Source organism: Dactylosporangium sp. NPDC049742 (assembly GCF_040674675.1).
Lineage (GTDB): Bacteria > Actinomycetota > Actinomycetes > Mycobacteriales > Micromonosporaceae > Dactylosporangium > Dactylosporangium maewongense.
Genome location: NZ_JBFANF010000043.1, coordinates 90,410 through 106,855 on the forward strand (window position 1 = coordinate 90,410; position 16,446 = coordinate 106,855).

The 16,446-nt window shown below is 72.3% G+C and carries 17 protein-coding genes and 1 tRNA gene; 7 read left to right on the forward strand and 11 right to left on the reverse strand.

Features of this window, described 5'->3' with window-relative positions:
* Positions 1–5: 5 nt before the first annotated feature.
* Positions 6–971: a hypothetical protein gene (locus AB0J72_RS39280; protein ID WP_363408505.1), complete on the reverse strand. Its 966-nt coding sequence runs from the start codon at positions 969–971 to the stop codon at positions 6–8.
* Positions 972–1,073: 102 nt separating this feature from the next.
* Between AB0J72_RS39280 and AB0J72_RS39285 the strand changes: the two genes are divergently transcribed.
* Positions 1,074–3,302: an EAL domain-containing protein gene (locus AB0J72_RS39285; protein ID WP_363408508.1), complete on the forward strand. Its 2,229-nt coding sequence runs from the start codon at positions 1,074–1,076 to the stop codon at positions 3,300–3,302.
* A gap of 55 nt (positions 3,303–3,357) precedes the next feature.
* On the opposite strand, the gene AB0J72_RS39290 is transcribed toward AB0J72_RS39285, so the two are convergent.
* Together AB0J72_RS39290 and AB0J72_RS39295 are read right to left on the reverse strand one after the other, a co-directional pair.
* The gene (locus AB0J72_RS39290) at positions 3,358–3,963 is read right to left on the reverse strand and encodes a thymidine kinase (RefSeq protein WP_363408511.1); all 606 of its coding nucleotides are present in this window, start codon (positions 3,961–3,963) and stop codon (positions 3,358–3,360) included.
* A 71-nt stretch (positions 3,964–4,034) separates the two neighbouring features.
* Entirely contained in the window at positions 4,035–4,676 is a 642-nt protein-coding gene (locus AB0J72_RS39295; protein ID WP_363408514.1) for a hypothetical protein, read from the reverse strand.
* On the opposite strand from AB0J72_RS39295, the gene AB0J72_RS39300 reads away from it, so the two are divergent.
* Complete coding sequence (locus AB0J72_RS39300; RefSeq protein ID WP_363408517.1) at positions 4,656–5,027, forward strand: hypothetical protein; 372 nt, start codon at positions 4,656–4,658, stop codon at positions 5,025–5,027. The genes AB0J72_RS39295 and AB0J72_RS39300 overlap by 21 nt on opposite strands.
* A 1-nt stretch (position 5,028) precedes the next feature.
* Here AB0J72_RS39300 and AB0J72_RS39305 read toward each other — a convergent pair whose 3' ends face one another.
* The 4 genes from AB0J72_RS39305 to AB0J72_RS39320 all read right to left on the reverse strand — a co-directional run bounded on the left by AB0J72_RS39305 (position 5,029) and on the right by AB0J72_RS39320 (position 8,116).
* Positions 5,029–5,808: a hypothetical protein gene (locus tag AB0J72_RS39305; RefSeq protein ID WP_363408520.1), complete on the reverse strand. Its 780-nt coding sequence runs from the start codon at positions 5,806–5,808 to the stop codon at positions 5,029–5,031.
* 62 nt (positions 5,809–5,870) lie between these two features.
* On the reverse strand, positions 5,871–6,650 hold the full coding sequence (locus AB0J72_RS39310) for a hypothetical protein (RefSeq protein WP_363408523.1): 780 nt from the start codon (positions 6,648–6,650) through the stop codon (positions 5,871–5,873).
* Between the two features lie 766 nt (positions 6,651–7,416).
* Positions 7,417–7,489, reverse strand: a tRNA-Ala gene (locus AB0J72_RS39315).
* 72 nt (positions 7,490–7,561) lie between these two features.
* Complete coding sequence (locus AB0J72_RS39320) at positions 7,562–8,116, reverse strand: YqgE/AlgH family protein (RefSeq protein ID WP_344501559.1); 555 nt, start codon at positions 8,114–8,116, stop codon at positions 7,562–7,564.
* Positions 8,117–8,447: 331 nt separating this feature from the next.
* On the opposite strand from AB0J72_RS39320, the gene AB0J72_RS39325 reads away from it, so the two are divergent.
* Entirely contained in the window at positions 8,448–9,233 is a 786-nt protein-coding gene (locus tag AB0J72_RS39325) for an S-methyl-5'-thioadenosine phosphorylase (RefSeq protein ID WP_363408526.1), read from the forward strand.
* A gap of 132 nt (positions 9,234–9,365) precedes the next feature.
* Here AB0J72_RS39325 and AB0J72_RS39330 read toward each other — a convergent pair whose 3' ends face one another.
* From AB0J72_RS39330 to AB0J72_RS39345, 4 genes are all read right to left on the reverse strand, one after another.
* Positions 9,366–10,370, reverse strand: coding sequence for a HAMP domain-containing sensor histidine kinase (locus AB0J72_RS39330; protein WP_363408529.1), 1,005 nt, complete (start codon positions 10,368–10,370; stop codon positions 9,366–9,368).
* Positions 10,363–11,043, reverse strand: a complete 681-nt coding sequence (locus AB0J72_RS39335) for a response regulator transcription factor (RefSeq protein ID WP_363408531.1) — start codon at positions 11,041–11,043, stop codon at positions 10,363–10,365. Before AB0J72_RS39335 ends, AB0J72_RS39330 begins: the two co-directional genes overlap by 8 nt.
* A 62-nt stretch (positions 11,044–11,105) precedes the next feature.
* Positions 11,106–11,501: a hypothetical protein gene (locus AB0J72_RS39340; protein WP_363408534.1), complete on the reverse strand. Its 396-nt coding sequence runs from the start codon at positions 11,499–11,501 to the stop codon at positions 11,106–11,108.
* Between the two features lie 67 nt (positions 11,502–11,568).
* Positions 11,569–12,018, reverse strand: coding sequence for a MarR family transcriptional regulator (locus tag AB0J72_RS39345; RefSeq protein ID WP_363408537.1), 450 nt, complete (start codon positions 12,016–12,018; stop codon positions 11,569–11,571).
* Positions 12,019–12,079: 61 nt separating this feature from the next.
* Between AB0J72_RS39345 and AB0J72_RS39350 the strand changes: the two genes are divergently transcribed.
* From AB0J72_RS39350 to AB0J72_RS39365, 4 genes are all read left to right on the forward strand, one after another.
* Positions 12,080–13,630: an MFS transporter gene (locus AB0J72_RS39350; RefSeq protein ID WP_363408540.1), complete on the forward strand. Its 1,551-nt coding sequence runs from the start codon at positions 12,080–12,082 to the stop codon at positions 13,628–13,630.
* A gap of 293 nt (positions 13,631–13,923) precedes the next feature.
* Positions 13,924–14,211 (forward strand): hypothetical protein, encoded by a 288-nt coding sequence (locus tag AB0J72_RS39355; RefSeq protein WP_363408543.1) that lies wholly within the window; start codon positions 13,924–13,926, stop codon positions 14,209–14,211.
* Complete coding sequence (locus AB0J72_RS39360; RefSeq protein ID WP_363408546.1) at positions 14,208–14,915, forward strand: hypothetical protein; 708 nt, start codon at positions 14,208–14,210, stop codon at positions 14,913–14,915. Before AB0J72_RS39355 ends, AB0J72_RS39360 begins: the two co-directional genes overlap by 4 nt.
* A gap of 21 nt (positions 14,916–14,936) precedes the next feature.
* Positions 14,937–16,316 carry a hypothetical protein gene (locus AB0J72_RS39365; protein ID WP_363408549.1) on the forward strand — a complete coding sequence of 460 codons (1,380 nt, stop codon included), beginning with the start codon at positions 14,937–14,939 and terminating at the stop codon, positions 16,314–16,316.
* The last annotated feature ends 130 nt before the right edge of the window (positions 16,317–16,446 follow it).

Consider the following 16,446-nt stretch of genomic DNA (forward strand, 5'->3'; position numbering starts at 1 on the left):
TTGTATCAGACGGCGCGGGCCACCGCTATCTTCGTGCCGGAGCGCTGGCCCGCCTCGTAGAACATGTACTGCACGCCGCCGTCGGTGCCGAACGACGGCGCCGCGGAGCGGTTGTTGTCCGGCGCGCCGGACAGCGCGGCATGGAAGACGCCGAGGTGGACCTCCTTGTCGAAGTTGTTGCCGACCTCGGTGAGGAACATGTCGCCCGACGAGCCGTGGTAGACGACGTACGTGGTGTTGTTGCGGTACAGCAGGTGCGGGCCGCTCAGGTCGGTCTGCCCGTCGGCGGCGGGCGACACGAGCGGGTTGGGGTCGAACTGCCACGACTTGCCGTCGGCCGACCAGCCCCAGAAGATCCGCCGGCCGCTCTTGAGGCCCATGAAGACCATGACGTACTTGTTGCCGAGCGCGGCGATGCGGTGCTCGAAGACCCGCGCGTAGGTGGTCTCCGTGGTGCCCGGCACCATCGCGGTGGTCAGCACGGTGCCGTAGTAGGTGAAGTTGATCCCGTCGCTGGAGATGGCGAGCCGGGTCGTGGTGTTCTCGCCGTGGTAGTACATGAAGAACTGCCTGGTCGAGGCGTTCCACACGACGTGCGGCGACGACACGTGACTGACCGAGTAGTGCGGCGACCAGGTCCGGCTGATGATCGGGTTCGCCGGGTGCTCGGTGAACGGGCCCGCGAGCGAGTTGCCGTAGGCGAGGCAGATCCCGCCGGGCGCGTCGTGCGGGGCGTAGTAGAGGTAGTAGCGGCCGCGGGCGCCGCTGATCTTGTCGTACATCCCGCGGATGCAGGGGAAGATGAGCTCCCTGGTGGGGTTGTAGGCCAGGTTCGCCGGAAGCGGCTGGCCGAGGTACTTGTAGGTGGGGAATCCGGCCGGGGCGGCGGCGGACGCGATGCTGGGGATGGCGAGTGCTCCGGCGAATCCGGCGGCACCGGCCAGCACCTGGCGGCGGTTAACAGGTGACATGCGACCGAGTCTGGGGAACGTCCGGCGCCCGGCACAAGAGGGTAATACGTATTATCTGCCAGAGGCCTCAACCGCCGCGGCGACCCTGCCGATAACCAACGCGTGGAGACTCGGGCGGCCAGGCCGCTCTGGCTTGCCTGGCTGCTGATCGGCGGCCTGGCCGCGGTCGCCTGCCCGCTGCTGCCCGACGGCACCTACGCCGCCGATTTCGGTTTCGAGGTCGTCGGGCTCTGCTCGGTCACCATGGTGCTGCTCGGCGTGCGGCGCAACCGGCCGCCCCGGCGGGCGCTGTGGTACTGGTTCGCCGGCGGCCTCGCCACCTGGGTCCTCGGCGACGTCACCTGGGCCATCTACCAGCACGTGCTGCACCGCAGCCCGTTCCCGTCGCTCGCCGACGTGTTCTACCTCGGCGCGTACCCGCCGCTCGCCGCCGGCCTGTGGCTGCTGCTGCGCCGGCACGGCCGCGACGTCGCCGGGCTGATCGACGCGTGCATCGCCGCCGCCGGCACCGGCCTGCTCTTCTGGGTCTTCGTGATGCGGCCGGTCGCCGAGCTCGCCGGCGTGTCGCTCCTGCAGCGGCTGATCTCCCTCGCGTACCCGGCCGCCGACGTGCTGCTGCTCGTGCTGCTGGCCAGGATGCTCGCCGGCCGCGCCGCGAAGACGGCGAGCTTCTGGCTGCTGGCGGCCAGCATGGCAGTGATGTTCTGCACCGACGTCGCCTACTCGCTGGTGTCGACCTACGACATCCTGGCCGGCGGGGTCCTCGTGGTCGGCTGGCTGGTGTCGTACGTCTGCCTCGGCGCCGCCGCGCTGCACCCGTCGATGCGGGTCATGGACGAGCCGTCCGACGCCGTCGACACCGCCCTGTCCCGGCGCCGGCTCACCGTGCTCGCGATCAGCTCGCTCGTCGCACCCGCCCTGCTGCTGGGGCAGGGCGTGGCGGGCGGCGGGCGGATCGACTGGCTCGCCATCGGCACGGTCGCGGTCGTGGTGTTCCTGCTGGTGCTGGTGCGCATCGCGGGCCTCGTCGGCAAGGTGCAGGACCAGGCCGACCAGCTCAGCGAGCTGGTCATGCGCGACGACCTGACCGGGCTGCCCAACCGGCGGTTCCTGGAGGAGCTGATCCGCGACGAGCTCGACGCGGGCACCGTGCCGCAGGTCGCGTTCATCGACCTCGACGACTTCAAGCGCATCAACGACGGCCTCGGCCACGCCATCGGCGACCAGCTGCTCGTGGCCGTCGGCAAGCGGCTCGGCACGGTCCTGCGCCCCGGCGACGTGGTGGCCCGGCTCGGCGGCGACGAGTTCGCGGTCCTCATGCCCGACACCGGCCCCGTGGCCGCCGACGCGATGGTCACCGAGCTCGCCACCGCGCTGCAGGAGCCGGTGTTCGCCGGCGACCAGCACCTGCTCGTGCAGGCCAGCATCGGCGTCGCCGACGCCGCGGGCACCCGAGACCCCTTCGAGCTGCTGCGCCGTGCCGACGTCGCGATGTACGCCGCGAAGGAGGACAAGACCCGACAGCAGCGCTTCCGGCCCGAGCTCGACCAGCGGGCCTCGGCGCACGCGCAGCTCGGCGCGCAGCTGCGCGAGGCGCTCGACCAGGGGCAGTTCCAGCTGGTGTACCAGCCGATCGTGGCGCTGCCGCACGGGCAGATCGTCGGCGTGGAGGCGCTCATCCGCTGGCATCACCCGACGCTCGGCTTCATGAGCCCCGCCGACTTCATCCCCGTCGCCGAGCGCAACGGCCAGATCGTCGAGCTCGGCGCCTGGATCCTGCTCGAGGCCTGCTCGCAGGGGGCGGCGTGGATGGCCACCCTCGGCGACGCCGCGCCCGGCAAGGTGTCGGTCAACGTCTCCGCCCGGCAGCTCGCCGAGCCCGACTTCCCGGAGGTGGTCGCGGCGGTGCTGGCGGCGACCGGCTTCCCCGCGGACCGGCTGGCGATCGAGGTCACGGAGACGGCCGTCTTCGGTGGCGGGCGCGCGATCGAGGCCCTGGACGCCGTCCACGAGCTGGGCGTGCGGATCGCCCTCGACGACTTCGGCACCGGGCACTCGTCGCTGGGCCTGCTGCAGACCTGCCCGGTCGACATCCTCAAGGTCGACAAGTCCTTCGTCGACGACATCACGATGGCGGGCCGGCACTCGGTGATCGCGACCGCGCTCATCAACGTCAGCAACGGGCTCAACCTCGACGCCATCGCCGAGGGCGTCGAGACGGCGGAGCAGGCGCAGGAGCTGTACCGGCTCGGCTACCGCTTCGCGCAGGGCTACCACTTCGGCCGCCCGGTCGCGCAGCCGTCCTTCGCCCTGGCCTCCGCCGCGGCCTGACCCCCGGGGCGCCGGCCGCCGTGCCGACCTCCCGGCGCCCACGGCGGCCGGTGCGCTACGCGGTGACGCCCGCGGTCTCCTGCTGGCGGGGCAGGGTCCGCGCCACGGTGGCCGGCAGGACGACGCAGGTCCTGCAGCGGGCCTCGTACGTGTACGTGCCGTCGTCGGGCAGCGCGGTCGACGGGGCCAGCTCGCGCAGCATCGGCTCGCCGTGCTCGAGGACCTGCGTGTAGACGGCGCTGAAGCCGCGGCACACGTCGCACACGGCGCGCCGGTAGGTCACCGACGCGGGCCCCAGCTCCAGCAGCGCCCGCACCGGCGCGAACAGCTCACCCCGGTGATCCAGGTCGATCCCGGCGGCGACGACCCTGGTGCCGCGCTCCAGCAGCGTCCGGACGACCGCCATGTCCGACATGGCAAACATGTGCACCTCGTCGATGCCGACCACGTCCACGTCCCCGTCCAGCGCCGAGGCGAGCGAGCTCGCCTTCACGGTCGCCAGGGCGGCCCCGCTGCGAGACACGACCCCGGCGTCACGGACGTGCCGCGCGCTCTGGAACACCCGGTGCCGCACGTCGGTGAACTGCAGCGGCGACAGCAGGCTCACCAGCTCGAGGGACTTGCCACTCTTCATCGGCCCGAGGATGACGGTCAGATCCACGGCGGCCAGGCTACCGCCCCGACCGCCCCCGCTCACGTGTTACGGCTCACCCAGTGTCGCTCAGCTGGGGGTCAGTAGGTGCTGGCGAGGGTGACCAGCGCCGGGTCGACGAACCCGTCCAGGGCGGTGAAGAGCAGCAGGCCGGTGAGGATGCCGCAGGCGTTGGGGGCGATCGAGCCGGTGCCGAAGCTGAACCACAGGCCGTTGGGGACGACGATCACGGCGGCGCCGGGCTTGTCCTGGAGGGCGTCGGCGATGCCGTCACGGATGGACTCGTCGCCGTACGTGGGGTTGCCGTCGCACTGGAAGGTGTTGCGCAGCGCGACCGCCAGGGCCTTCACGCCGGTCCCGTCCTTGGCGGCCGGGGTGAACATGGCGGACGCCGCGATCGGGTCGCCGGTGTCGAGGCGGAGCGTGACCGCGGTGACGCCACCGTTGACCGAGCGGGCGCCGGGGAACCTGATGCTGGTGTCGAAGCGGACCGACAGCAGCTTGCCGGTGGCGGCGACGTGGTTGGTGACGTTGGCGAAGCCGCCGCGCCGGCCGGTGAAGAGCCGGCGAGTGAGAGGCTGGCGGCCGCCGCCCGCGGAGCGGACGACGACGTCCGGTTCAGCACGACAACGGTGATCGCAATGAGCAATGCGGTGATGATCGCCGCCTGAGAGATGAGCATGATTCGTGCACGTCGACTCATGACCATCCTCGCCGCCCATCGCCGGAAACGCCGTCCAGCACCGCAGGCGGCCTCGGACTACATCGAGAACGGCACGAACGGCCAGGACTACTTCGGGTCGCACACGGTGTCGCTGAAGCTCGGTGAGCCGTTCACGTTCAACATCTCCGCGTCGGCGCGCACCAGGTACTGCGAGTTCACCATCGACGTGACCGTGCAGGACCGCGACAAGGTGCTCGTCGTGCACGTGACCGACAAGGGGCAGAAGTTCAAGGTCACGGGCCTGACCGGCCCGTACAAGGCGCTGTACGTGGGCGGGCTGAAGAGCATCGCGCTCGGCGGCCCGGACGCCGGGAAGTGGCGGCAGGTGGACCCGGTGACGGGCAAGTAGGTCAGGCGCCGGTCAGGGCCAGGTCGGCGCCGGCGCGGATGCCGGGGCCGGCGACGGTGGTCAGGTGGCCGTCGGCGTCGGCGTGCACGACGCGGGTGCTGGCGTGGTAGCGGATGTTGAGGTTCTCCGCGAAGTGCCGGCCGTTGAGCAGGCCGCCGGCGGCCATGACGGTGGCGATGTCCAGGGCCCAGTACCGGTGGCCCTGGTGCCCGTCGCGGTAGTGGACGGCGACCTCGCCGGACAGGTAGGCGTCGTAGACGACGCGGACGCCGAGGTCCATGTGCAGCGCGACCAGCTCGTCGCCCGCGGCGCCCGAGGGCAGGTCGACGCTCGCGGACTCGGCGGTGCCGGTGCCCCAGTCGTGGGTGTAGTCGAGGCCGGCGCCGCCGGCGGGGAACGTGATCGCGTAGCGGACCGGCGTCGTCGGGCTGACCCCGCCGACCGGGGACCACCGGTGCGTGGCGGTGCAGGTCAGGCGGGTGCCGGCGCCGGCCAGGGGGACGCTGACCGGCATGGAGCCGACGCCGGTGACGGAGGCGCTCTGCACGACCAGGGTCGTGGTGACCGGCGACCAGTCGTGCGAGCGGTGCAGGAACCCGTCGAGCTGCGCCAGGTCGGGCCGCTCGCCGAGGCACGCCGTGACGGCCTCCGTGAGCGCCTCGCCGGACAGGCCGAAGAGCTCCGTCTCCTCGCCGGTGACCGGATGGTGGTCTGCGCCGGTCGCGTTGACGCTGGACGAGGCGTAGCAGAGCCCCGCGATGATCGACAGCTCGATGCCCATGACCGCCCCCTGGGTTGTAACGCCGCTGTTACGAAGCGTCCCACCCGTGCCGGAGGCCAAGGTCACGAATGCTGAAACCGCACCGAAGAGGAGCGCAGCGATGCCTGGCGCGGTGCGGAGCGGACCTGCAGCGTCGCGCTGAACGCCTCGTCGTCGAGGCTGCGCTTGGATGACGCCGCCAGGTCGGCGGCCGCGGCGGCCTCCCGCTCGAGAATCGAGGCCTGCTGGTACGCGCGGAACAGCCGGTCCCGGATGATCCGGCGCATCCGCAACTGCTGCGCGAACGGGTGCTCCGTCGGGTCCCAGCCGTTGCGGTGCATGAGGGCGTCGGCGAGGTGCGCGGCGGACAGCTCGCCCCGCTGGTGCGCCGCGTTGACCATGCGGACCATGTGCTGCCGCCGGGTGTCCGGGTCGTCCTCGGTGAGCGGGAACGCCTGCGCCCGCTCCAGCCGCCGGACCCCCTTCTCGGCCTCCTCGTACGCCCGCCACGCCGCCTCCTGCGTGCGCTGCGCGGCCTCCCACTCCTCCCGCCGGCGCCCGGCCATCACCGAGGTCCGGGACGCCGCGACGGCGACCTCGTCGCTGTACCGCTGCAGCTCCTGAAGCTCGGCGTTCTTGCGCTCCATGGCGAGCTGCCGCTCCCGGGCGACCTCCGGGTCCCGGATCGCCTTGCGCAGCCGGGCCCACCAGGACGGCCGCCCGGGCCGCCCGGCCCTGGCCTCCTGCCACTTGGACAGCAGGGTCAGAACGATGAACGTGACGAAGACGGCGGCGAGCAGCGCGGCCCAGATCGCGAGCGCTTCACGCATCCCGTGGGCAAGGTCCTGCTGAGCGGCGTCCATGAATGCACCTCGAGGGGGGATCGAGCGGCGAGAGGGGGACGTCTCAAACCCAGGCGCGGGGCGGCGCCCGCCCAGCGACGGCCCCCACGGTGACCCCGTCGGAAACAACCGCGAAGACAGCAGATGTACCAGTAGCCGGCGCGCCCTCGGCCGGAAATTCGGGCGCCGAGCTGACGGCTACGGGCAACGCCACAGACGATGCACGCACGACATTCTCCGAGGCGACCCGCACAGCCCCCGCAACGGGCGGCGCCCCCCGATCCACAGTGGACACCGGCAGCGCGGGCGTGAACCCCGCGCCGAGAATCACCGCACACAGCGCCAACGCCAACCGCCGCACGCCACGCCGCAGGCGGCTCGCAGGCGCAACGACGTACATGACTCAAACATGCCCTGCGAAGATGAAGGTCGCAACATGGGAACGCGCACCGTGACCTGTCCCACGCGCCGGTCCACGCCGCCACCCGTACACCACCCGACAGCCGAACCGGAGCACCGACGACACAAACGTCTCCCCCGAACCGGTCTTGTGGGGGTGTTGGGTGGAGCGAAGCTCCCCCACCGGGGAGCACCGGCTTCGCCGGTGCGCGGGGAATCATCGAGCACTGATGCGAAACGTCTCCCCCGAACCGGTCTTGTGGGGGTGTTGGGTGGAGCGAAGCTCCCCCACCGGGGAGCACCGGCTTCGCCGGTGCGCGGGGAATGACGACATCACCAACGCGAATCGGCGCCCCCGCCGATGAGCAGGAGGCGCCGATTGATGGAGTGGAGACGAGGGGACTCGAACCCCTGACCCCCACACTGCCAGTGTGGTGCGCTACCAGCTGCGCCACGTCCCCATCTTCGTGCCCCGGTCTTGCGGGCACTCACGGAATAGTACACAACCTTGGAGGGGGTCTCACACCGGGTATCTAGTTCTGCGTCGGGTCGGCCGGGTAGTGGGCGACGGCGGCCATGAGCCCGCCCTGGCGGCGCAGGACCATGTGCCAGAGGTCGTCCGGGCGGGGGGCGAAGGCGTCGCTGGGGAGGGCGTCGAAGACGAACCAGGAGCCGCTCTCGATCTCGCGCTCGAGTTGCCCCGGGGACCAGCCCGCGTAGCCGGCGAACACGCGGACGCCGACGACGCCGGCGACGAGGAGGTCGGGGTCGCCGGAGAGGTCGACGGTGCCGACGGCGCCCGAGACGCGGTTGAAGCCCGCCAGGTCCTCGACGCCGGGGCGGGTGCGGGCGAGGCAGATCGCGGCCTCGGGCTGCACGGGGCCACCCTCGAAGACGACGGGTGGCTCGCCGGCCAGGGCGCCCCAGCCGCCGAGGACGTCGGCGACCTGGACCTCGGTGGCACGGTTGAGGACGACGCCGAGGGCGCCGCCTTCCTCGTGGGCGACGACGAGGACGACGGTGCGTTCGAAGTTGGGGTCGCGGAGCGCGGGCGTCGCCACCAGCAGCCGGCCGGTCAACGACTCCATCGCCCTCCCTCGACGCTGTTTCGACGTGCCCCGCCCGCCGCTGGAGCTCCCCCTCCGGGGTGATCCCCGGCCGGTCGGCGCTCCGAACATCCCACCGGCCTGGTCAGCACCACCCGAAGAACCGGACGAACCGCCACCCGGCGAACCGGACGAACCGGAGTCGCCGGACGAGTCTGACGGACGGAACTGTTCCATCCCACCGAGATCCCCGTATGAAGACATCAGCTCCACCAGCAGACATGACGGGCCGCGCGGTTGAGGACGAGCCGGGGTGCGAGCGTCATGTCTCGCACATTAGCCTGACCCGCCGCTCGCGGTTAGGGTCTGTTGCGTGACCTCACTCGCGGACGTGGCCGTCATCGGTGGATCAGGGCTCTATGCGCTGCTCGACGACGCCGAGGAACATGTGCTCGACACCCCGTTCGGCGCGCCGTCGGATCCGGTCACGGTGGCGACGGTCGGCGGGCGGCGCACGGCGTTCCTGCCCCGGCACGGCAAGGACCACCGGTTCCCGCCGCACAGGATTCCCTACCGGGCGAACCTGTGGGCGCTGCGGGAGATCGGGGTGCGGCAGATCCTGGCCCCGTGCGCGGTCGGCGGGCTGCGGCCTGAGCTGGGGCCGGGCACGTTCGTGGTGCCGGACCAGCTGATCGACAGGACGTCGGGGCGGGTTCAGACGTTCTACGACACGGGCGCCGTGCACGTGAACTTTGCCGATCCGTACTGCACCAACGGGCGGGTCGCCGTGAAGAAAGTTGCAGCGGAGCACGGGATCGACACGCACGACGGCACGATGGTGGTCGTCGAGGGGCCTCGGTTCTCCACCCGGGCGGAGTCGCGGTGGTACACCGCGATGGGCGGCGCTGTCGTGAACATGACCGGCCACCCGGAGGCCGTCCTGGCCCGGGAGCTGGCGCTGTGCTACACGTCGATCGCGCTCGTCACCGACCTCGACGCGGGGGTCGAGGGTGACCACGGGGTGACGATGGACGAGGTGTTCGCGGTGTTCGCGGCCAACACCGAGCGGCTGCGGAAGGTGCTGCTGGACGTGGTCCCGACCCTGCCCGAGCTGCCCGACGACCCGTGCCAGCACGCGCTGGACGGCATGCCGGTCTAGCGGCCCGGCGGGCCGCTCTCAAAGGCCGGTCTAGCGGCCCGGCGGGCCGATCTCAAAGGCTGGTCTAGCGGCCCGGCGGGCCGATCTCAAAGGCTGGTCTAGCGGCCCGGCAGTCCGATCTCAAAGGCCGGTCTAGGGGAACCGCACCACGAAGCGGCAGCCGTCGCCCTCGTTGGCGACGGCGACGTCGCCGTGGTGGGCCTCCACGAGGCCGCGGACGATGGCGAGGCCCAGCCCGCCGCCGGCCTCCCGGGTCGGGGTCCTCGCCGCGGTGCCGCGGAAGGCCACGTCGAACACGCGCGGCAGGTCCGACTCGGGGATGCCGCCGCACGTGTCGCTGACGGCGAGCCAGCCGCCCTTCGGGTCCTGACCGCCGGTGACGGCCACGGTGCCGTCGGGCGGCGTGTACCGGATGGCGTTGCGGATGAGGTTGTCGACCACGCGGGACAGCTCCGGGACGGACCCCTGGACGGTCGGCCAACCGCTCGACGACGCGGTGAGATGGATGCCGGCGGCCGCCGCGAGCGGCGTCGCGGTGGCGATCGCGTCGGAGACCACGTCGCCGAGGGGCACCTCGGACAGGGTCAGCTGCAGCGCGCCGGCGTTGATCCGGGACAGCTCGAAGAGGTCGTCGACGAGCGCGGCCATCCGGTCGGTCTCGGCGCTGATGCGACGGTGGTAGTCGGCGACGGTCGACGGGTCGGAGACGACGCCGTCCTCCAGGGCCTCGGCCATGGCGCGCAGCCCCGCGAGGGGCGTCCGCAGGTCGTGCGAGACCCAGGCGACCAGCTCGCGGCGCCGGGCCTCGGCCGCCCGCTCCCGCTCCCGCGCCTCGGCGGCCCACATGCTGGCCCTGGCGAGCCGCCCGCCGGCCCAGAGCCCGGCGGCGAGGCTGACGGTGGCGGCGGTGCCGACGACGATGAGCAGCACGTGCAGGTCGTGGTCGGAGATGAACATCTCCATGGAGGCCCCGACGATGCCGGCGAGCACGCTCAGGACGGTGACGAGCAGCAGCACCACGATGTGCACGGTCACGGAGCGCCCCCGCAGCGGGCCGCGCAGGACGAGCAGCCCGGCGACGGCGACGGCCAGCGAGCAGCCGAGGGCCATCAGGAACGTGAGGAGGACGTCACGCATGTTCGTACCGGTAACCGACGCCCCACACGGTGAGGATGCGCCGCGGCTGGGCCGGGTCGTCCTCGACCTTCTCCCGGAGGCGTCGCATGTGGACGGTGACGGTCGACTGGTCGCCGAAGGTCCAGCCCCACACCTGCTGGAGCAGCTCGGCGCGGCGCAGGACCCGGCCGGGGTTGCGCATCAGGAACACCAGCAGGTCGAACTCGCGCACGGTCAGCGCCAGCGCCTCGCCGCGCAGCGTGGCGGTCCGCCGCGCGGCGTCGACGCGCAGCTCCCCGTCGACGAGCGTCTCCTCGACCGGGGCCGGGACCGCCCGGCGCAGCACGGACTGGACCCGCAGGACCAGCTCGCGGGGGGAGAACGGCTTGGTGACGTAGTCGTCGGCGCCCAGCTCGAGGCCGAGGACGCGGTCGGACTCCTCGCCGAGGGCGGTCAGCATGACGACCGGCAGCGTGCGGTCCTGCGCGCGCAGCCGCCGGCAGACCTCGAGCCCGTCGATGCCGGGCAGCATGAGGTCGAGCACGACGAGGTCCGGTCGTTCGGCGTCGTACGAGTCGAGCGCCTGCTGGCCGTCACCGGCGAGCGCGACGGTGAACCCTTCGCGCTCCAGGTACCGCCGCACCACGTCGCTGACGGTCGGGTCGTCGTCGACGACCAGCACACGTTGCCCCATCACCCGAGCCTAGAGCGCCCGGAAGCGCCTTCGGCATCACCGGGCGAGCCGTAAGCGAACCGTCAGGTCTCGCCGCCCAGGTCGGTCTCGTACGCCTCGTGCAGCAGGTCGGCGCCGCGCTGCCGGTGCTGCCACACCTCCCGGATCAGCCGGGCCGCGTCCTCGCAGACCACCTCCGGGCGGACGCCGCCCGCACCGAGGTGCCCTTCCAGGTCGTCCAGGGCCTCCCAGACGATCTCGTGGTCGTCGACCAGCCCGTAGAGTCCCCGCGCGAGCCGGGGCGCGTCGCCGAGGACACCGGCGTAGAGCCCGGACGGGCCCTCGGTCTCCCGGACGTGGGCGGCGAACGCCGCCTTGAGCTGAGCGACGGCCTGACTGACCGCCGGGCGCCAGGCCGGGTCACCGGCCGGCGTCTGTATCGCGTGCTCCACCCGTTGTATGCCACCGAGCAGTTCCATGGGACGCACCTCCGCCGCGGTTACGTCAGTCCCTCTATGGTGTGACCTGGAGCACAATTTGTCTAGGCTAAAGCGTCGAAATCTCCTCATTCACCCCGGCCGAGGCGGCGGCCATCCGGTGCAGCCACGTGGAGACCACCGCCAGATCCGCCTCGCTGAACCCGGCCGAGAGGCGGGCCTCGACGGCCTGCACGGTCGGCAGCGCGGCCTCCAGCCGCTCCAGCCCGAGCGGGGTCAGCATGATCTGCTGCGAGCGCCGGTCGGTGGGGTGCTGGCGCCGCTCGACCAGGCCCGCGCGCTCCAGCCCGCCGAGCATCTCGTTGGCCGACTGGCGGGCGGTGGACACCTTGCGGGCGACGTCGGCGACCGACATGCCCGGCGACTCCCGCAGCAGGAGCAGGGAGGCGAACTGCGCGACCGAGAGGTCGTGCTCTACGAGCGCCTCGGCGACCACGCCGCGCAGGCTCAGCCACGCGTGCCGGACGAGAAACGTGGAGCAGGCTTCGTCGGTACTCACGGGACCATTGTGCGCCGCGGCAGTATTGACAGGAACCTGACGTTATTGCCACAGTGAGGTCATGACCGTCAGGGACCTGTCAATAACCGTACCCCAGCAGCGTCGCGTGCTGTCGGTGCTCGTCTTCGCCGCGGTGCTGATCTGGATCGACACGACCATCCTCGGCATCGCCCTCGAACGCATCGCCGACCCGCGGACCGGTCTCGGCGCGACCCCCGGCGAGCTGCAGTGGGCCGTCGGCTCGTACGCGCTGCTCTTCGCCACCGCACTGTTCGCCGCCGGCGCGCTCGGCGACCGCTACGGGCACCGCACGGTCCTCGCCGCCGGCCTGGCGATCTTCGGGGTCGCCTCGGTCTGGGCCGCCTGGGCGGGCGACGCGACCGGCCTGATCCTGGCCCGCGGCCTGATGGGGCTCGGCGGGGCGATGATGATGCCGACCTCGATGGCGATCATCGGCGCGACGTTCCCGGCCGAGCGGCGCGCCGGCGCGATCGCGGCCTGGTCGGCGTCCAGCGGCGTCGGCGTCGCGCTCGGCCCGCTGCTCGGCGGCGTGCTCGTCGACCACTTCTGGTGGGGGTCGGTGTTCCTGGTCAACCTGCCCGTCGTCGCCGTCGCCCTCGCCGGCGTCCTGCTGGTCGTGCCCAACCCGAAGCTCGTGCAGCGGCGCCGCCCCGACCCGCTCGGTCTGGTGCTGTCCACCGGTGGCCTGGCGCTGCTGGCGTACGGGCTGATCGAGGCCGGCCAGAACACCGACTGGACCCGCTGGCAGGTGTGGGCGACCACGCTCGCCGGTCTCGTGGTGCTCGCGCTGTTCACGGTCGTGGAGTGGCGCTCGGCGGAGCCGTCGTTCGACCCGCGCCTGTTCCGCAACGGCCGATTCAGCGCCGGCAACGTCGCCCTCGCCACGCTGTTCTTCGGCATCACCGGCCAGATGTTCTACGGCAACTTCTACCTGCAGGGCGCCCGCGGCATGTCGGCCCTGGAGACCGGCCTGGCGTTCCTGCCGGGCGCGATCGGGGTCGCCGCCGGCTCCGGCATCGGCGCGCGGCTGGCGAAGCGCTTCGGCGTCGGCCCCGTCAGCGGCGTGTCGCTGCTGGTGGTGGCCGCGGGCTTCCTGGCCAACCTCACGTTCGACCTGGACACGCCGCTGCTGTGGTTCTGCACCGTCGGGTTCGTCAGCGGGATCGCGATGGGCATGGCCATCGCGCCGACCGTCGCGGCGGTCATCGCGGTGCTGCCGCTGGACCGCATGGGCGCCGGCTCGGCGGTCAACAACACCGTCCGGCAGGTCGGCAGCGTCCTGGGCATCGCGCTGCTCGGCACGATCCTCGCGAGCACCTACCGGGACCGGATCGCGCCCGCCCTCGCCGGCCTGCCGCCGTCCGCCCGCGACGCCGCCGCGCCGTCGGCCGAGCACACCCGCGCGGTCGCGGAGCAGCTGCACCGGGCCGACCTGGCCGCCGCGGCCGACGGCGCGTTCGTGACCGCGATGCACGTCACGGCCGCCACCGGCGCTCTCGTCGCCTTCGCGGGTGGCGTACTGCTGCTGGCGGCGTTCCGCAGCAGGAAGTCCACTGTGGAAGATCAGCGGGTCTTGTCACCGACGGGTTGAGGCCCGACGATGACCACATGCCGGCAAACCGGGGGGTTGCGGCCGCACTTGTGCTGGCCGGGGGCTTGGCGATCGCATCGGCGGCCCTCGCCGGCCAGGGCCCGTGGCGGTTCGTCGCGCTGATTCCGCTCGAACGACCCTCCAGGGCGATCGCGGTGCTGGTCACCGGGGTCGCCCTGGTCGCTGCCGGCCTCCTGCCCCGCTTCTTGCGGCCTTTCTTGCCGGTGGCCGTTGTGGCCGTTGTGGCCTTGTCGGCCTTGTCGGCCTTATCGGTTGCCTTCGTCATCGCCGGCTTGGACGCGGGGCCGGCCACGGTCGCCGAGTCGGGCGACGGCCGGTTCACGCTGGTGGCGTACGACCGCGACCACCGCCACTACGTCCTGCGCACCACCGGCCCGTTCGGCCGCGAGGGCCGCACCGACGTGGCATGCACCGCTCCCGGCGGCGTCCAGGTGCGGGCCGTGCGGTTCCCGGACGGCCGGCAGGTCGCGTTCGACACCTCCGACGGCCTCACCTGGCAGGTCGGCTTCTCCCCCGGCAGCCTCCGGCCGACCAGGGTCCTGGACTGGTGCACCCGATGACGCGCCACTGGGCCGCCGGTCCCGGCCTGGTGCACCCGACGGTGCGCCGCTGGTGCGCTGTCGCCCTCACCACCCTCAGCGTCGCGACGCTCGTGACCATCTCGGCCGGCCTGCTGACCGCGTCGGTCGCACCATGGCGCTTCGTGCGGTTCATCCCCTTCGAACGCCCCGCCGGCTGGATCCCGGTGGCCGTGACCGCCGTCGCCGGCCTCGTGGCGGCCGGCTGGCTCGGCCTGCGCACCCCCGCCGTCCGGAGGGCTGTCACCGGCTTCGGCACGGTCGCGGTGCTCCTCACGCTGTGCGCCGGCGCCGCCGCCAACGTCGGCAGCGTCCTGGCCGGCGACCCGGCACAGGCCCCGGCGAAGCTGGTCGCGACGACCGGCGGCCTGGAGCTCGTCGCACACCTGGCGGACCAGCGCCACTACCGGCTGCGCACCACCGGCCCGTTCGCCCGCGAGGGCACCACCGACGTCGCCTGCACCGCCCACCAGTCGGAGCAGGAACGGGCCGACGTCGAGGCCCCACCGGACGGCACCCACCCACCGATGATGCCGGCGGTCCGCGTGGAGTCGGCCAGGTTCCCCGACCCCACACACCTGGAACTGACCACCACCGACGGCCGCACGTGGACGGTCCGCATCAACGGCGTCAACCCCGACCGCACCCTCGACTGGTGCGGCCGGCGCTCCGACGAACCCCGCTGACCCCTCACCACGCCCGGCATTATGATAGGTGGCACCACCGACAAGAAATTTGGTCGGTGGTGCCAGGCTGAGGGAGAAGAACGCGGCGGCACGCTGCGCGAGGGCGACCTGCCGGTCCCGGTCACCGGCCGGGTCGTGACGTACCCCAACGGCTGGTTCGACCTGGCCACACCGCTGCTCGGGCTGCGCCGCCCGGACGGCACGGTCACCGTGGCGCGCAGCCTCGACCGGCAGGTGCGGGGCAAGCGCTTCGCCGTGGTGCCGCACTTCGCCGACCCGTCGGTGTGCGACTTCGAGCTCATCGCCGACGCCGACGCGACCCGGCCGTCCGCCGAGTTCGACGTGCCGCCGTGGCATCTGTCGCGCCCCGGGGAGCTGGCTCCTGTACTGGCCGCGCACACCGCGCACGTGCGCGACGCCTACGAGCTGCCCACCTGGGAGGCGCGCACGGACGTGCCGGCGTGGCTGCGGCGGACCGCGCTCGTCGTGTCGCTCAACGGCATGCACTTCACCGGACGGGTCTTCCTCGACTACGACGGCATGCTCGCGACCCTGCGCCGGCTGGCGGAGCAGATCGAGCCGGAGCGGATCCTCGCGTACCTGCCGGGCTGGGAGGGCCGCTACTACCGCTGGTACGGCCGCTTCGACGTCGACGAGCGGCTCGGCGGCGAGGCGGGCTTCCGGCGGCTCGTCGACGGCGCCCACGAGCTGGGCGCCCGGGTCATGCCGATGTTCGGCGCCAACGTGGCCGCCCGGGACCTGCCCGGTTTCGAGACCTGGGCGGCGCCGGGGCAGCTGCTCAACCCGAGCGGGCACATGCCGATCGGGTCCGTCGACTGGGACGCGTCGCGGCACTTCGACCACAGCTGGGCCGCGCTGATCAACCCGTCCTACGAGCCGTGGCGGCGGCATCTCGCGCAGCAGATCGTCCGGCTGTACCGGCGGTACGGCTTCGACGGCGCGTTCCTGGACATCTCCGCCATGTACAACAACGACCCGCGCGGCAGCACCACCGAAGGGCTGCGGGCGCTGGTCGAGCTGATCCGGGCCGACTGCCCCGACCTGCTGATCGCCGGCGAGGCCTGGTTCGACGCGATCGGCGGCATCATCCCCCTCGTCCAGGCCGGTCACCGCGACACCGTGCCGACGCTGCACGACCAGCCGGACCCGGCGCTGTTCACCGGCACCAACCGGTCGTTCGGCCACGTCTGCCTCGGCGACCCGGCGCACGGCTCGACCGGCGTGCACGAGGCCGGATACAACCCGCACTGGCGGCTGCCGGTCCGCGAGGGCGTCCTGCCGACGCTGACCGTCGTCGACGACACGCTGGACGCCGCACCCGAGCGGGTGGCGCTGGTCGTCCAGGACGCCCGGGAGTACGCCGCGAAGTACCTGACCTGACAACCCGAGGACTCCCGGTGGCGGCCGGGATCTCGCGGCGGCGGCGCGGCCGTTCTCGACGTGGCAGGCGTACAACCGCGCGGGCGTGCCGGGCGAAGGTCTCTACTACGCGGAGGAGCCGACCCGCGCG

What these genes read in the sequence shown, in the direction of transcription:
- AB0J72_RS39340 (WP_363408534.1), bottom strand. Translation starts at nt 11,501, where the DNA reads ATGGAACTGCTCGGTGGCATACAACGGGTGGAGCACGCGATACAGACG.
- AB0J72_RS39300 (WP_363408517.1), top strand. Translation starts at nt 4,656, where the DNA reads ATGACCATCCTCGCCGCCCATCGCCGGAAACGCCGTCCAGCACCGCAG.
- AB0J72_RS39330 (WP_363408529.1), bottom strand. Translation starts at nt 10,370, where the DNA reads ATGCGTGACGTCCTCCTCACGTTCCTGATGGCCCTCGGCTGCTCGCTG.
- AB0J72_RS39295 (WP_363408514.1), bottom strand. Translation starts at nt 4,676, where the DNA reads ATGGGCGGCGAGGATGGTCATGAGTCGACGTGCACGAATCATGCTCAT.
- AB0J72_RS39360 (WP_363408546.1), top strand. Translation starts at nt 14,208, where the DNA reads ATGACGCGCCACTGGGCCGCCGGTCCCGGCCTGGTGCACCCGACGGTG.
- AB0J72_RS39350 (WP_363408540.1), top strand. Translation starts at nt 12,080, where the DNA reads ATGACCGTCAGGGACCTGTCAATAACCGTACCCCAGCAGCGTCGCGTG.
- AB0J72_RS39320 (WP_344501559.1), bottom strand. Translation starts at nt 8,116, where the DNA reads ATGGAGTCGTTGACCGGCCGGCTGCTGGTGGCGACGCCCGCGCTCCGC.
- AB0J72_RS39335 (WP_363408531.1), bottom strand. Translation starts at nt 11,043, where the DNA reads ATGGGGCAACGTGTGCTGGTCGTCGACGACGACCCGACCGTCAGCGAC.
- AB0J72_RS39310 (WP_363408523.1), bottom strand. Translation starts at nt 6,650, where the DNA reads ATGGACGCCGCTCAGCAGGACCTTGCCCACGGGATGCGTGAAGCGCTC.
- AB0J72_RS39365 (WP_363408549.1), top strand. Translation starts at nt 14,937, where the DNA reads ATGATAGGTGGCACCACCGACAAGAAATTTGGTCGGTGGTGCCAGGCT.
- AB0J72_RS39305 (WP_363408520.1), bottom strand. Translation starts at nt 5,808, where the DNA reads ATGGGCATCGAGCTGTCGATCATCGCGGGGCTCTGCTACGCCTCGTCC.
- AB0J72_RS39280 (WP_363408505.1), bottom strand. Translation starts at nt 971, where the DNA reads ATGTCACCTGTTAACCGCCGCCAGGTGCTGGCCGGTGCCGCCGGATTC.